The 15,300-nt window shown below is 43.2% G+C and carries 13 protein-coding genes and 1 rRNA gene; 5 read left to right on the top strand and 9 right to left on the bottom strand.

Annotation, left to right across the window (positions count from 1 at the left end):
• The 9 genes from C232_RS0116495 to dnaA form a co-directional block, all read right to left on the bottom strand.
• A 16S ribosomal RNA gene (locus C232_RS0116495) occupies window positions 1–179 on the bottom strand; the annotation flags it as partial.
• Window positions 180–414: 235 nt separating this feature from the next.
• A complete protein-coding gene (locus tag C232_RS0116500; protein ID WP_018665259.1) occupies window positions 415–1,482 on the bottom strand; it encodes an HD-GYP domain-containing protein in 1,068 nt (355 codons plus the stop codon).
• A 108-nt stretch (window positions 1,483–1,590) separates the two neighbouring features.
• On the bottom strand, window positions 1,591–4,071 hold the full coding sequence (gene gyrA / locus C232_RS0116505) for a DNA gyrase subunit A (RefSeq protein ID WP_018665260.1): 2,481 nt from the start codon (window positions 4,069–4,071) through the stop codon (window positions 1,591–1,593).
• Between the two features lie 19 nt (window positions 4,072–4,090).
• Entirely contained in the window at window positions 4,091–6,013 is a 1,923-nt protein-coding gene (gyrB, locus tag C232_RS0116510) for a DNA topoisomerase (ATP-hydrolyzing) subunit B (protein WP_018665261.1), read from the bottom strand.
• Between the two features lie 75 nt (window positions 6,014–6,088).
• Entirely contained in the window at window positions 6,089–6,349 is a 261-nt protein-coding gene (gene remB / locus C232_RS19630; protein WP_081622794.1) for an extracellular matrix regulator RemB, read from the bottom strand.
• Window positions 6,350–6,358: 9 nt separating this feature from the next.
• Window positions 6,359–7,474, bottom strand: coding sequence for a DNA replication/repair protein RecF (recF, locus tag C232_RS0116515; RefSeq protein ID WP_018665262.1), 1,116 nt, complete (start codon window positions 7,472–7,474; stop codon window positions 6,359–6,361).
• Between the two features lie 33 nt (window positions 7,475–7,507).
• On the bottom strand, window positions 7,508–7,723 hold the full coding sequence (gene yaaA / locus C232_RS0116520) for a S4 domain-containing protein YaaA (RefSeq protein ID WP_018665263.1): 216 nt from the start codon (window positions 7,721–7,723) through the stop codon (window positions 7,508–7,510).
• Window positions 7,724–7,912: 189 nt separating this feature from the next.
• The gene (gene dnaN / locus C232_RS0116530) at window positions 7,913–9,058 is read right to left on the bottom strand and encodes a DNA polymerase III subunit beta (protein WP_018665265.1); all 1,146 of its coding nucleotides are present in this window, start codon (window positions 9,056–9,058) and stop codon (window positions 7,913–7,915) included.
• A gap of 194 nt (window positions 9,059–9,252) precedes the next feature.
• Window positions 9,253–10,602, bottom strand: coding sequence for a chromosomal replication initiator protein DnaA (gene dnaA, locus C232_RS0116535; protein ID WP_018665266.1), 1,350 nt, complete (start codon window positions 10,600–10,602; stop codon window positions 9,253–9,255).
• A gap of 741 nt (window positions 10,603–11,343) precedes the next feature.
• Between dnaA and rpmH the strand changes: the two genes are divergently transcribed.
• From rpmH to mnmE, 5 genes are all read left to right on the top strand, one after another.
• Window positions 11,344–11,478, top strand: a complete 135-nt coding sequence (gene rpmH, locus C232_RS0116540) for a 50S ribosomal protein L34 (RefSeq protein WP_018665267.1) — start codon at window positions 11,344–11,346, stop codon at window positions 11,476–11,478.
• A gap of 138 nt (window positions 11,479–11,616) precedes the next feature.
• Window positions 11,617–11,961: a ribonuclease P protein component gene (rnpA, locus tag C232_RS0116545; RefSeq protein ID WP_018665268.1), complete on the top strand. Its 345-nt coding sequence runs from the start codon at window positions 11,617–11,619 to the stop codon at window positions 11,959–11,961.
• Window positions 11,962–12,078: 117 nt separating this feature from the next.
• Entirely contained in the window at window positions 12,079–12,867 is a 789-nt protein-coding gene (gene spoIIIJ / locus C232_RS0116550) for a YidC family membrane integrase SpoIIIJ (protein ID WP_018665269.1), read from the top strand.
• The gene (jag, locus tag C232_RS0116555) at window positions 12,864–13,499 is read left to right on the top strand and encodes an RNA-binding cell elongation regulator Jag/EloR (protein WP_018665270.1); all 636 of its coding nucleotides are present in this window, start codon (window positions 12,864–12,866) and stop codon (window positions 13,497–13,499) included. Before spoIIIJ ends, jag begins: the two co-directional genes overlap by 4 nt.
• Window positions 13,500–13,850: 351 nt before the next feature.
• On the top strand, window positions 13,851–15,236 hold the full coding sequence (gene mnmE, locus C232_RS0116565) for a tRNA uridine-5-carboxymethylaminomethyl(34) synthesis GTPase MnmE (protein ID WP_018665273.1): 1,386 nt from the start codon (window positions 13,851–13,853) through the stop codon (window positions 15,234–15,236).
• Window positions 15,237–15,300: the final 64 nt, after the last annotated feature.

Raw genomic sequence — 15,300 nt, forward strand, 5'->3', positions numbered from 1 at the left:
ATCCGGTATTAGCCCCGGTTTCCCGGAGTTATCCCAGTCTTACAGGCAGGTTACCCACGTGTTACTCACCCGTCCGCCGCTGACTCTTTAAAAGCAAGCTTTCAAAGAGTCCGCTCGACTTGCATGTATTAGGCACGCCGCCAGCGTTCGTCCTGAGCCAGGATCAAACTCTCCATAAAGATGTTTGATAAAAGCTCATAAAATAAACATTGACGTTTTGTTTTGTTCAGTTTTCAAGGAACAATCGTTGTCGTGCTCTTGACGACTTTTATATAATAACATATTTCAGCAGGCAATGTCAAATATTTTTTCTAAAAATAATAGCAATGCCTAATTGAGTTGAACACTATCTATTATACTTGTTTAAAATAATTTTGCAATAACACTTTTATCCATGCTGAATATTAAAATTTGCTACTTGACCAATTCCACGATGCTGATATCCCGGCTTTTCTCCAAATCTAACATCATGCCACTGCTAAGTATTTTTACCAATGGTTTGATGGGGGCGGTTTGTTTGGGATAGATAACTTTTGCCTCTTCATGATTGGAAAGAAGGACTTTCGTTCCAATTGATAAGCGGGCAACAAGTTGTATCAGGACATTTAAAATGGAAATATCAAATTTTCCAAAATAGTCTGCCGTCAGCTCTTCTATTGCTTGAAACGGTATTTTTCTTTTTTTATAGATGTGGTCACAAACGATCGCATGATAGACATCAGAAACAGCCACAATTCTGGACATAATTGGAATTCTATTCGGACTTTCACCAAAAGGATAGCCACTCCGGTCAAGCCGCTCATGGTGCTGAAGGATGGCCAATTTAGTTTCAGGCTTTAACAGGGATGAATGTTGAATCATCTTCAAGCTGTTAACCGGATGGCTTTTCACCTCTTCAAACGCCATGCTTGTAAGATCATTTGCTTTTTTGAGCAGATGCTGGGGGATTCTGGCCATCCCAATATCCGCAAGAAAGCCTGCAAGTGCCGCCTGGTAATGGTCTCCTTTTTTGAGGTTCATTTTTTGGGCGATGGCACCGCTTAATAATCCTACTGAAACAGCATGATGGTATAGATACTCCTCTTTATTGGAAAAATGATGGATGATTCCAATACTTGACGGATTATTTTCTATATATTGAAAGAGTGGAATAAGGTAGTCTCTCACTTCTTCCACTTTCACCTTTGCCCCTGCCTGCCAATTTTTAAAATCCCTTTGGCAGCTTTTTACTGCGGCGAGATATAATGCCTTTAAATCAGGCGCGATTGCCTCAACCTCTGCAGTATTCGCTTTAAGATCCCGGCTGTTTCCGGAAATGTTACTATATTCAGCCCATACCTCTCCTATATCAAACTCCTTCAAAATGTCAATCAGCTGTTTTGTCAGTACCGTTCCTTTCGGGATGATCGGGTTCAGTGTTTTTCCCATTACGTCTTTTGTTAACTTGTATCCCGGCCGCAAGTGATATACATTTACTTTCAACATATTCCCCCCAAAATTAGCATGGTCTTCTGTGTTAACAACATTTTACCAAAAAAAAGAAGCATTGCGTGAATGCTTCTAAAAACAATAGGTCACTCATACTGATCTTTATGATTCCTGGCCTTCGTCTTCTACCGGATCTGTATGGTTTTCTTCTTCATCTTTTTCTACCTTCGCTACCGTTGCTACATATCCGTCATCATTTAAACGGATGAGTTTGACGCCCATCGTGTTCCGTCCTAACACGGAGATATCGCCAACAGCCATGCGAATCATAACACCGCCTGCTGTAATTAACATCAGGTCTTCTTCACCGGTTACCGTTTTAACGGAAACAAGCGGCCCGTTTTTACTTGTAATATTACATGTTTTCAGGCCTTTTCCGCCCCGGCTCTGAATACGGTACTCGCTGCCATGTGTCCTTTTTCCGTAACCATTGCGTGTCACAATCAAGACGTCATCCTGTTCTTCGAGGATTTCCATCCCGACGACTTCATCATCAGCCGTTAACGTAATGCCTTTAACACCTGTTGCTGATCTTCCCATCGAACGAACATCGGTTTCCGGAAAACGGATCAGCATGCCGTCCCTTGTTCCAATGATTATTTCTTTGTGCCCGTCCGTCAGTTTAACAGAAATCAATTCATCTTCTTCTTTCAGATGAATTGCAATCAGGCCATTTGTCCGGATATTTGCGAAATCTGAGACAGGGGTGCGTTTTGAAATCCCCTTCTTTGTGGTAAAGAATAAATACCAGTTTTCATTGAATTCTTCTACGCGGATCATCGTGTTGATCCATTCGTCTTTGTCGATTTCAAGCAGGTTTACAATCGGAATGCCTTTTGCTGTTCTGCCGTATTCCGGAATTTCATAACCTTTCTTTTTATATACTTTTCCCTTGTTGGTAAAGAAAAGAATGGTGTCATGGGTAGATGTTGTTAAAAGATGCTCCACGAAATCATCTTCATTGGTCCCCATTCCCTGCACACCGCGGCCGCCGCGTTTTTGGCTGCGGTAAGTGGAAATCGGCAGCCGCTTAATATAACCATTATGTGTCAGGCTGACCACAATATTTTCCTGCGGGATCAAGTCTTCATCTTCAATCTGATCCATGCCGCTTGCGGCGATAATTTCAGTACGCCGCCCATCGTTAAAGCGTTCTTTGATTTCAAGCAGTTCTTTACGAATGATTTCAAGCACTTTCTGCTCATCTGCCAAAACGGCTTTTAACTCAGCGATTAACTTGACTAATCCTTGATATTCTTCTTCAATTTTCTCACGTTCCAAACCGGTCAAGCGCTGCAGACGCATATCGAGAATCGCCTGGGCCTGCTTTTCCGATAATGAAAATTGCTCCATCAAACCGTTGCGGGCAATTTCCGCAGTTTGTGACGAACGGATGAGATTAATAATTTCATCGATATGATCAAGCGCAATCCGCAGACCTTCTAAAATATGAGCCCGTGCTTGCGCTTTTTTTAATTCGAAAGCTGTCCTGCGCCTGATCACGGTTTCCTGGTGCTCCAGGTAGTAATGCAGCGCCTGCTTTAAGTTCAGGACTTTCGGCTGGCCGCCGACAAGCGCCAGTAAATTGATCCCGAATGTGGTTTGCATTGCCGTATGCTTAAATAGATTATTCAGGATCACATTTGCATTTGCATCGCGGCGGATTTCAATCACAATCCGCATGCCGCTGCGGTCCGATTCATCGCGAAGATCGGTAATGCCATCAATTCTTTTTTCATGGACAAGTTCTGCAATCCGTTCAATCAGTTTTGCCTTATTAACCTGATAAGGCAGTTCTTCCACCAAAATAGTTTCTTTCCCGTTAGGCTTTTGTTCGATTTTGACACGCGCTCTTAATGTAATCGAACCTCTGCCTGTTTCATAGGCGCGGCGGATACCGCTTCTGCCGACAATCAAACCCGCTGTTGGAAAATCAGGGCCGGGGATGTATTCCATCAGTTCCTGAATGGTAATATCAGGGTCTCTGCTTAACGCAAGAATTCCATCAATCACTTCACCCAATTGATGCGGCGGAATATTAGTAGCCATCCCGACCGCAATGCCTGATGATCCATTCACCAAAAGATTTGGAAAACGGGCAGGCAGCACAGCCGGCTCTTTTTCCGAACCATCATAGTTGTCCTGGTAATCAATCGTATCTTTGTTAATATCTCTTAGTAATTCCAAGGATATTTTGGACATTCGCGCTTCTGTGTACCGCATTGCAGCAGCCGGGTCGCCATCGACAGAACCAAAGTTCCCATGGCCGTCAACAAGCATATACCGGTAGCTGAAATTCTGCGCCATCCGCACCATGGTTTCGTATACGGCAGAGTCCCCGTGCGGATGGTATTTCCCGATAACTTCACCGACAATACGTGCCGACTTCTTAAAAGCTTTATCCGGCGTCATCCCAAGGTCATTCATGGCATAGAGAATACGGCGGTGAACAGGTTTTAATCCGTCCCGCACGTCCGGAATGGCCCGTGCCACAATAACACTCATCGCATAGTCAAGAAAAGACGTTCGCATTTCCTGGCTTAAATTTACTTCTACAACTTTAGATTCCGGTGTTTCAGCCATCGCTAGACCTCCTTTTTCTTTAAATGTCTAGGTTTTTCACATAAATGGCATTTTCTTCAATAAACAAACGCCTTGGTTCTACTTTATCACCCATCAGCATTTCAAAAGTGCCGTCCGCCTCAATGGCATCTTCCAGGTTGACCTGGAGCATTGTCCGGTTTTCCGGTTCCATTGTCGTTTCCCAAAGCTGGTCCGGGTTCATTTCCCCTAAACCTTTGTAGCGCTGGATTGCCGGTTTAGGCTGTGCAGGCAGCTGGGCGAGAATTTCTTCCAGGCCCTTGTCGCTGTATACATACTCCACTCTTTTTCCCTGCTGCACTTTAAAGAGCGGCGGCTGTGCAATATAAATATATCCGGCATCAATTAAAGGCCGCATATAGCGGTAGAAGAATGTTAATAATAATGTTCTGATATGGGCGCCGTCGACATCGGCATCGGTCATAATGACGACTTTATGGTAGCGGGCTTTTGAAATGTCAAAATCCTCGCCGACACCCGTGCCCAAAGCAGTAATGATCGTCCGGATTTCCGCGTTGGATAAAATTTTATCCAGCCGGGCTTTTTCGACATTCAAAATTTTCCCCCTTAACGGAAGAATAGCCTGGAACATGCGGTCGCGCCCTTGTTTTGCGGATCCGCCCGCAGAGTCACCTTCGACAATATAAAGTTCGCTGAGGGCCGGATCACGGGACGAGCAGTCAGCTAATTTTCCCGGCAGGCTCGTTGATTCCAGAGCGCTTTTTCTCCGTGTCAATTCCCTTGCCTTCTTGGCTGCCATTCTTGCCCGTGAGGCCATTAAGCCTTTTTCAACAATTTTTTTGGCAACGGCCGGGTTCTCAAGCATAAATTTCTCAAATGTTTCCGAAAAGATGGTATCTGTGATCGTCCGTGCTTCCGAGTTGCCAAGCTTTGTTTTTGTCTGTCCTTCAAACTGCGGGTCCGGATGCTTGATGGAGACGATAGCTGTAATGCCTTCACGGACGTCCTCCCCTGTTAAATTCGGATCACTTTCCTTGATTAATCCGTTTTTGCGCGCATAATCATTGATCACACGCGTTAAGGCCGTTTTGAAACCGGATTCGTGCGTACCGCCTTCATATGTGTGAATATTATTGGCGAAAGAATAAATGCTGCTGGCATATCCGTCATTGTATTGAATGGAAACTTCGACATATATGCCGTCTTTTTCACCTTCCACATAAATGGGTTCTTTATGGAGAACTGCTTTTGAACGGTTCAAATGCTCAACATAGGATTTAATCCCGCCTTCGTAATGGTATTCATTTTTACGCGGGTTTTCCCTTTTATCTTCAATCGTAATTTTGATTCCTTTATTTAGAAAAGCAAGTTCACGCAGGCGGGTGGTAAGAACGTCGTAATCAAATTCAATTGTCTCTGTAAAAATTTCCGGATCCGGTTTGAAATGGGTCGTGGTGCCGGTCCGGTCCGTGTCACCGATGATTTTTAAATCGAAGGCCGGTTTTCCCCGGTTAAATTTTTGATAATAAATATGCCCGTCGCGGTGGACATAAACATCTAATACGGTGGAAAGCGCATTGACAACTGAAGCACCCACACCATGGAGGCCGCCGGATACTTTATAACCGCCGCCGCCAAATTTTCCTCCGGCGTGCAATATTGTCATAATGACTTCAACTGCCGGCCTGCCCACTTTTTCCTGGATCCCGACAGGAATGCCGCGCCCATTGTCTTTTACCGTGATGCTGTTGTCTTTCTCAATAAAGACATTGATTTCATCGCAGTATCCTGCCAATGCTTCATCGATACTATTGTCTACAATTTCCCAAACAAGATGGTGCAGCCCTCTTGAACTGGTAGAGCCGATATACATGCCGGGCCGTTTGCGGACAGCTTCAAGCCCTTCAAGAACTTGTATTTGATCAGCATTATAGGACTGTTCTTGTATTTGATCTTGTTCCAATTATACCACCTACACTCTCTATCAAAATAAAATCCGTATTTTTTTCACCTGTCCGGGGTGATTCAAATCAAAAATTTAAAAAAATGATAAAAGATCATCTTGTATGTGAATATTAGATCGTCTGATTAACGTATTGGAAGAAAGAGGCGATAAATAGATATGGTGTTGGGTAACGACCATCGATTTACATTCCTCCTTAGCCAAATTGCGTATACGCGGTTTGGAAGTTTGCAGATAATGGTCATTGATTGGTGAGTCTTGCAGTGACCGCTGATCAAGGATGACGATAATTTCATTGACTTGAACCCTCACATCTTCACCGACATGGAGATACATATACACACCTCATCCAGCAACTATTTTTCCCGTTTGAACGGTATACGTTGAAGCTTCCCGCAATGTCTGATGGCTGATTCCATCTACATTCGTCGTTGTTACAAAGGTCTGTACTTTGCCCTGAATCGTATTTAACAAATGGGACTGCCGATAGTCATCCAGTTCGGAAAGCACGTCATCCAGCAGTAAAATCGGGTATTCACCTATTTCTGAATAAATTAATTCAATTTCAGCCAATTTCACAGACAATGCGGCTGTTCTCTGCTGGCCCTGTGAACCATAGGTATGAACATCGCGCCCATTCACGAAAAACATCAAGTCATCGCGGTGGGGGCCAACGAGTGTAACCCCTCTGTCAATTTCTCTTTGTTTGATTGCTGCAAACTTGTTTTCATATGCTTTTATCATATTTGACCAATTCAGCTCTTCTGATACATCAAGCGAGGGTTTATATGAAATCATCAATGTTTCCAGCCCCCGCGAAATACGTGCATGAATCGGGTTTGCCCAATCCTCCAGCATCCGGATAAACTCAAACCTTTTTTTCACAATTTTTGCAGCTGCTTCAATAAATTGTTCAGTCAAGACATCCAGCATCGTCCGGTCTGTTTGCTTTTTCACTTGCAACAGTTTAAGGTATTGGTTTCTCTGCTGTAATATTTTTTGAAACCGGCTCATATCGTACAGATAAACAGGAGAAATTTGGCCGATCTCCATATCGATAAAACGGCGCCGCACCTGGGGGCTGCCTTTTACCAAATTTAAATCTTCCGGTGCAAACATGACTACATTCATATTGCCGATGTACTGGCTTAATTTTTTTTGTTCAATATGATTGAACTTTGCTTTTTTTCCTTTTTTGGATATCGTCAGTTCGAGGGGGGCTGAGCCGCTGTGTTTATGAATTCTCCCTTTTATTTTAGCATATTCTGTATCCCAGCGGATGAGTTCTTTATCATTTGATGTACGGTGGGACTTTGCCATCGCCAGCACATAGATGGATTCCATCAAGTTGGTTTTTCCTTGTGCATTTTCGCCAAGAATGACATTCACCTTATTTTCAAATGGAATCGAAAGCGTTTCATAGTTGCGGTAATTTTTCAGTTCCAGTTCTTCAATATACATTTCGTATACATCCTTTACCGTCAGGCGGGTCCATTAGCGAACGATCCGAAACGCACCATATTCCTTTATTACGATCACATCATTTTCTCTTAACTTCCGCCCTCTTCTTTGATCCTGCACGCCATTGATGTAACAGTCATGCTCGCTTAAAAACCATTTTGCCATCCCGCCGCTTTGGATGATTTCAGCTAATTTTAGAAATTGGCCCAATGTGATGGTTTCTGTAGAGATCCTTACATTATTTTCCATTTGTTCACTCTTTTCGTATAGTCGCTAATATATAATTTTACTAAAAATCTTTCTAAATTACAAAGAATACAACAGATTTTCCTTTCCTTTTGCCTGCAGCAGACGCAAGTTCAAATCAGCATGCATCTGAAAAAAAAAGCCTGCCGAAATTGAACAGGCCTTATCCTTTAAATCTGCATTCTTTGTCAATCAGTACGTGCGGACAGGGAGGATTAATTGTAATATCGAATCATCATGAACCGGACGGATCACAAATGGCCTCATCGCACCGGTAAAACGGATGCCGATTTCCGTTCCTTCCAACACCTTTAAAGCGTCCATCATATATTTTGCACTAAAAGAAATCCTTACTTCTTCCCCCTCAACGGTTTCGCAGCGGACTTGATCGACGACTTTGCCGATTTCCGGAGAATTGGATGTAATTTCAATAGATGCGGGACTGGCTTCTATCGATGAAAGTTTGACAACATTTGCATTTTGCCCCTCTTTTGCCAGTAATGAGGCCCTGTCAATGGCCTGTAAAAACTCTTTTGTATTGACGATAATTTCCGTTTTTGCATCTGTTGGAATCAGTCTTGAGGTATCCGGATAATTTCCTTCCAGCAGCCGCGAGTAAAATAATAAATGTTTCATCTTAAACAAAACCTGATTATCGGTAATGACAATTTCCACCGGTTCATTGTTTTCTCCGAGAATTTTATTCAGCTCAGTTAAGCTCTTCCCCGGTATGACAATATTATATTCAGTGTCATCTGCGTTTTCAATTTCAGCCGTTCTCCGGGCAAGGCGGTGGCTGTCTGTTGCAATACAGTTTAAACGGTTCTGCTTAATATTCCAGTTTACACCTGTCAAGATCGGCCGTGTTTCTGCTGTTGAAACGGCAAATACAGTCTGTCTGATTAAATTTTTCAAAATATCGGCCGGGATTTTAAAGACCTTATCTTCCATAACCTGGGGAAGATGCGGATATTCTTCAGCATCCAGTCCGATTAAATTAAATTCAACCTTTCCGGAGCGAATATTGGTTTGAAATTGGTTTATGACTTCAATCTCTACCAGGTCCATCGGCAGTTTTTTGACAAGTTCCCCGAAAAATCTGGCCTGCAGGACAATTCCGCCATATTCCTGGATGGCTACGATTTCTTCTCCATCTTCCTCTTTCGGGACAAATGACTCAATTGAAATATCCGAATCACTGCCGGTAAAGGTAACGCCTTCCTCTGAAGCCACAATTTTTATTCCGGTTAAAATGGGGATGGTTGTTCTTGAGGCAATCGCTTTTGATACATCCTGGACACTTTCAATCAAACGATCCCGCAAAATAGAAAATTTCATGGTTATTCTCCTCCATCTGGTGAACCTATAACTTAATAATATTTTAAAAAAAATAGTAGTAATAGTACTAGGGGTTGTGAACATGTGGATAACCCCTGAAAAGCAATGAAATACAGTCTATCCACATGTGGACAGACTGTATATAAAGTTTTCGGTGTTATTCACAGTATGCGCAGCCCGGCTTTAAGATACGCTCATCCATTTTTAAGCGCGTTTTGGAGTTCTTCGATTTTTTTCTGAAATTGTGCATCAGTTTGCAGCATGTTGGCAATCTTTTCATGCGCATGAATGACGGTTGTATGGTCCCGCCCGCCAAACTCTTCTCCTATTTTCGGAAGCGAAAAATCTGTCAGTTCTCTCGACAAATACATCGCAATCTGGCGGGGGAATGCGACAGATTTTGTGCGTTTCTTCGCTTTAAAGTCTTCCAGTTTTATATGGTACTCTTCCCCGACGAGTTTCTGGATATCCTGTATGGTAATGGTTTTCGGCTTTGAACTTGGAATAATATCTTTCAAAGCTTCAGCAGCCAGATCGGCATTGATGTCTTTATTGATGAGCGATGAATAGGCGACAACCCGGATTAACGCGCCTTCAAGTTCACGGATGTTTGTGTCAATCTGGTTCGCGATATACAACATCACTTCATTTGGAATATCGAGTCCGTCCGCTTTTGCCTTTTTCCGCAGAATCGCAATTCTTGTTTCCAGATCCGGCGGGGTAATGTCTGTGATCAGGCCCCATTCAAATCTTGAACGCAGCCTTTCTTCAAGCGTTGGAATTTCCTTTGGAGGGCGGTCGCTTGAAATCACAATCTGTTTGCTTTCTTCGTGCAGCGCATTAAAGGTATGGAAAAATTCTTCTTGAGTAGATTCTTTTCCGGCAAGAAATTGAATATCATCTATTAAAAGAATGTCGACATTCCGGTATTTGTTGCGGAATTCACCGCCCTTGTTATCGCGGATTGAATTGATGAATTCATTCGTGAATTTCTCTGAAGATAAGTAGACGACTTTTGCCCTGGGGTTATGCTCCAGAACATAGTGGCCGATCGCATGCATTAAGTGTGTTTTTCCCAGCCCGACACCGCCATAGATGAATAAAGGGTTATATGCCTTGGCCGGAGCCTCAGCCACTGCGAGGGAGGCCGCATGGGCAAAGCGGTTCCCGGATCCGATGACAAAGGTATCAAATGTGTACTTTGCGATAAGCATGCTTTGGTATTCCTGAGGGTCCTCCAATTTTACCGCCGGCCTTTTTGGAGGCTGGAAAAAATCCGTATCCTCATTTTCAAGCTGTTGCGGAATAACAAATTTAATTTCAAGTTCCTCACCTGTAATATCGTACAAAACCGTTGTAATAAGAGGAATGTAATGGCCTTCCAGCCAGTCCCTTGCGAATTCATTCGGCACGGAAATCACAAACGTATCTTTTTTCAGCGAGTGGGCCTTGGTGGACTTTAGCCAGGTATCAAAACTTGGTTTACTGATCTTTTTTTCAATGACTGACAATGCTTCTTTCCAAAGATCAGCGATATTTTCCAACGCCAATCCCTCCTTTTTATCAAACAAAAAAAAATTCTATTTTACATGTCCGTAACAATGTTTCGTACGATAGGCGGACATTAATAAAAATACATCACACTGAATAGTGGAAAAGAGTATAATAAGGAATAAAAACGACATTTCGACATAATCCACCAATTGTGGACAACTTTATCCGGCATATCTGAATAAACTGTCCACAAGATATCCACAGATTGTGGATTAATTAGTTATCCACATAGACTTATTCAGGGTTAAAACACAATAATCATATCAAATTATATTAGTGGTTGCAATGATCTTTATAAATTATCCACAATATAAACGATGTGGGGAAAAAAATCATTCACAGCTGCTGGATTTGTGTGAAACTTGTCAATAATTGTTGTGGATAGTCAAAATGGCATGAAGTAATTATCCACAGACTGAAAATAACCGGATCCGATCCGGGATGCAAAGCTTTTTTATTGCGCGGGCCCGGAAAAAAGTGGAAGTGGTGTTATGCTCTTGACAATATTGAAGGGGAATCTTTATAATGATGTAGACTGTCGTTTACGATAAGAATAACGGAGAAAAGCAGAGAGCGCTGTCCATTGGCGTACGGATTTCAGTCTTTGGCTGAGACAAAGGAAACGCGGCTAAGCCCTGTAAGTGCGAATCGTTGTTGGCTTATCGCAGGGAGAAGACGCTAACCGATAGCGCCCGGAGCTGGACAACCACATCCTCGAGGAGGTGTCATAGATGAAAAGAACTTACCAACCCAATAAACGTAAAAGAAGTAAAGTACACGGCTTCCGTGCACGTATGAGCACGAAGAACGGCCGGAAAGTGCTGGCCAACCGCCGCCGTAAAGGAAGAAAAGTATTATCCGCATAGACCACTGAAATGTCTCAGTGGTTTTTTTATCATATTAGTTATAAAGTCCGGCCGTTTCGGTTTTTAGCGTTTGCGGCTGGATGATGCTTGCCGCGTTGGTGATTTCCGTATGCCGGCATGTAAAGTGAAGGTGTTTAAATGAAGAAGTCTTACCGCGTGAAAAAAAATACGGATTTTCAGGATGTCTTTCAAAACGGAAAATCGTATGCGAACCGGCAGTTTGTCGTGTATGTGTTAAAAAATACGGATCATGAGCACTTCAGAATCGGATTATCCGTCAGCAAAAAGCTCGGAAATGCCGTGAAAAGAAATGAAATCAAGCGGTATATCCGCCAAACATTTTTGGAGTTAAAAGAAGCTATCGATCCGAAAAATGATTATATCATTATCGCTAGGAAACCAGCGGCCGAAATGAACTTCCAGGAAGTAAAAAAGAGTTTAATCCATGTGCTTCATATAGCCAAGGTCTTAAAAAAAAGTTAAAATAAGAGTGAAACGCATTTTCAACAAAGGCAGCAACCAGATTGCTGCCTTTATAACAATCACGGAAAGTAAGCGTTAATTTAAAGATACTTCACAAAGTTGGGGAGGAAGAAACGATTGAGAAAAAAGTTTTTTCTAATTGGAATGATTATGGTTTTAGCGGCATTGGCGGCCGGCTGCACGGAGTTCAACCAGGATATTACGCCGGAAAGTAAGGGTTTATGGAATCAATATATTGTGTACCCGCTGTCCTGGACTATTACAAAAACAGCCGGATTGCTTGGAAACAGCTACGGGCTGTCGATCATTTTTGTTACGATCCTGATCCGCCTGATTATTTTACCGCTGATGATTACGCAGCTTAAAAGTTCAAAAGCGATGCAGGCAATTCAGCCGGAATTAACTAAATTAAAAGAAAAGTATTCTTCTAAAGATGCGGTGACACAGCAAAAACTGCAGCAGGAAACGATGCAGCTTTTCCGAAAGTACAATATTAATCCGGCAGCAGGTTGTCTGCCTGTTTTGATTCAAATGCCGATTTTGATCGGTTTTTACCATGCGATCAACCGTACGCCGGAGATTCGTGATTCCTCTTTTCTTTGGTTTGACCTGGGTTCTGTTGATTATGTTCTGCCGGTTATCGCCGGGATCACGACATTTCTCCAGCAGAAAATCATGATGGCCGGCGGGAGTATGGATTTAAACCCGCAAATGAAGACACAAATGAATATGATGCTGTGGGCCATGCCTGTCATGATTATTGTTTTTGGGATAAAACTTCCATCTGCACTGCCTTTATACTGGATTGTCGGGAATATTTTCATGATCATCCAATCTCATTTTGTCAAGGGGCCGCCGGTTGAAGCGCCTGCTCAAAAAGCAAAAGCAAGGGGGCAAAAAAAGTGAAGGAAGTTACAGCAACAGGGCAAAATGTTGAACATGCCGTGAATGCTGCGCTTGAACAATTAAATTCGTCAAAAGAAGAAGTAGACATACAAATCATTGATGAAGGCAAAAAAGGCATATTTGGCCTTTTTGGGTCAAAACCGGCTGTTGTCCATGTCCAATTAAAGCCGGACCCGGTTGATACCGTTGTTGAATATTTGCACGGGATCATTGAAAAAATGGGATATGCGCCAAAAATAGAAGTTGAAAAAAGTGATCAGACCATAAAGTTGAATATAACGGGCGAAAACCTGGCGCTCTTAATTGGAAAAAGGGGACAAACCCTGAATGCCCTGCAGCTTTTAACGCAATTGACAGCAAACCGGATGATCCGGCATCATGTAAAAGTGATGTTGGATGTCGGCGATTACCGGGAAAAAAGGGAGCAGTCATTGAAATTGCTTGCTGAAAGATTGGCCGCCCGGGTGGCCAAAACAAAAAGAAGTATCCGGCTTGAGCCGATGCCTTCGTTTGAAAGAAAAGTGATCCATAGTGCCCTCGCAAAAAATAATAAGGTTGCTACTTTTTCAGAAGGAACAGAGCCAAACCGTTATGTAGTCGTGGCTTTGGCAGGAACTGAACATGGCCGCTAAATACTTTAGCTGGCTGAAATCGGGCTGTATGCCTGGTTTCCAAATGATATTGGAGGCCGGGACACGGCCTTTTTTTATTGCTGTAAAAGGCTGAAAAAGGGGTACCTTTGCTGATTATTTTGCCGAAATATCCACAAGGAGTCCGGATTCTGGCCCGGGCGCATTGTTATTCACATGTGGATAAGTTAAAATAAAAATATCCGGCTTCTTTTTTGTGGATTGTGGAAGATTCATTCATATTGCTTGTATATAGGAAAAAGTTTGCTATCCTATTTGGTTAGGGTGAAAAACGAATTTTTACGTTTATATAAATGCTATAGATGGATGTGTAAAAGAAACGGGGTGAAAATGATGGAATTTGATACGATTGCAGCGATTTCGACACCAATGGGGGAAGGTGCCATTTCGATTGTCAGATTAAGCGGGAATGATGCGATTCCGATTGCTGATAAAATTTTCAGCGGAGTCGCCGGCAAGAAACTGAAGGATGCGCCGTCACATACAATCCATTACGGAAAAATCATCGATCCGAAAACGGCCGGGGTTGTTGAAGAAGTGATGGCCAGTGTGATGAAGGGGCCGAAAACATTTACAAGGGAAGATGTCGTGGAAATCAACTGCCACGGCGGCCTGGTATCCGTAAACCGTGTGCTGCAGCTGGTACTGGCAAACGGGGCGCGGCTGGCAGAACCTGGTGAATTTACGAAACGGGCGTTTTTGAACGGGCGTATTGATCTGTCACAGGCAGAGGCGGTTATGGACTTAATCCGCGCGAAAACGGATAAAGCGGTCAACAATGCCATTGGCCAGATGGAAGGCAGGCTCTCCAAACTGGTTAAAAAACTGCGCCAGGAAATTCTTGAAGTTGTTGCACATATTGAGGTCAACATCGATTATCCGGAGTATGATGATGTCGAGGAAATGACACACCGTATGCTGAAAGAAAAAGGAGAGTTCATCCGAAGCGAGCTGAAAAAACTGTTGCAGACAGCCCATCAGGGAAAAATATTGCGTGAGGGGCTTTCAACCGCCATTATCGGCAGGCCGAATGTTGGAAAATCCTCTTTATTGAACAGCCTGGTCCAGGAAAATAAAGCGATTGTAACGGATGTTCCGGGCACAACCCGGGATGTCATCGAAGAATATGTCAATGTCCGTGGTGTCCCGCTGCGTCTGGTCGATACAGCCGGCATCCGTGAAACTGAAGATATTGTTGAACGGATTGGTGTCGAACGTTCCCGGAAGGTTTTGAAAGATGCCGACTTAATTCTGCTTGTCGTTAATGCAGCAGAACCGCTGTCGCCGGAGGATGAAAAGTTATTTGAAGCTGTGAAAGGGTTCGATACGATTGTCATCCTGAATAAAAGCGACAGGCCGCAAAAGGTAAATCTGGAGCGTGTGCGTGAACTGGCGGGAGATGCTAAAATGATTGGTACATCACTATTGCACGATGAAGGCGTGGATGAACTTGAAAACACAATCGCATCCATGTATTTTGAAGGCCAGCTGGAAGAAAGCGATATGACCTATGTATCCAACAGCCGCCACATCGCTTTGCTAACACAGGCCCTTCAAGCAATAGAAGACGTATTGAATGGCATAAAAATGGGAACCCCGATTGATATAATCCAAATCGATTTAACAAGAACATGGGAACTGCTCGGTGAAATCATCGGCGACACCGTCCAGGAAAGCCTGCTAAATCAACTATTCTCCCAATTCTGCCTCGGGAAATAGAAAAGCGGAGGGCGCTAGATTATCGGCGACAGGCAACTGGGCCGGCACCAGGGAAGTCCGCCCT

The sequence above is a fragment of the Heyndrickxia acidiproducens DSM 23148 genome (assembly GCF_000374345.1).
GTDB classification, from domain to species: domain Bacteria; phylum Bacillota; class Bacilli; order Bacillales; family Bacillaceae_C; genus Weizmannia; species Weizmannia acidiproducens.

Bases quoted from the DNA above. Each gene is read 5' to 3' on its own strand.
- gyrA (WP_018665260.1), bottom strand. From the start codon at position 4,071: ATGGCTGAAACACCGGAATCTAAAGTTGTAGAAGTAAATTTAAGCCAG.
- remB (WP_081622794.1), bottom strand. From the start codon at position 6,349: ATGTATCTCCATGTCGGTGAAGATGTGAGGGTTCAAGTCAATGAAATT.
- recF (WP_018665262.1), bottom strand. From the start codon at position 7,474: ATGTATATTGAAGAACTGGAACTGAAAAATTACCGCAACTATGAAACG.
- yaaA (WP_018665263.1), bottom strand. From the start codon at position 7,723: ATGGAAAATAATGTAAGGATCTCTACAGAAACCATCACATTGGGCCAA.
- dnaN (WP_018665265.1), bottom strand. From the start codon at position 9,058: ATGAAATTTTCTATTTTGCGGGATCGTTTGATTGAAAGTGTCCAGGAT.
- rpmH (WP_018665267.1), top strand. From the start codon at position 11,344: ATGAAAAGAACTTACCAACCCAATAAACGTAAAAGAAGTAAAGTACAC.
- rnpA (WP_018665268.1), top strand. From the start codon at position 11,617: ATGAAGAAGTCTTACCGCGTGAAAAAAAATACGGATTTTCAGGATGTC.
- mnmE (WP_018665273.1), top strand. From the start codon at position 13,851: ATGGAATTTGATACGATTGCAGCGATTTCGACACCAATGGGGGAAGGT.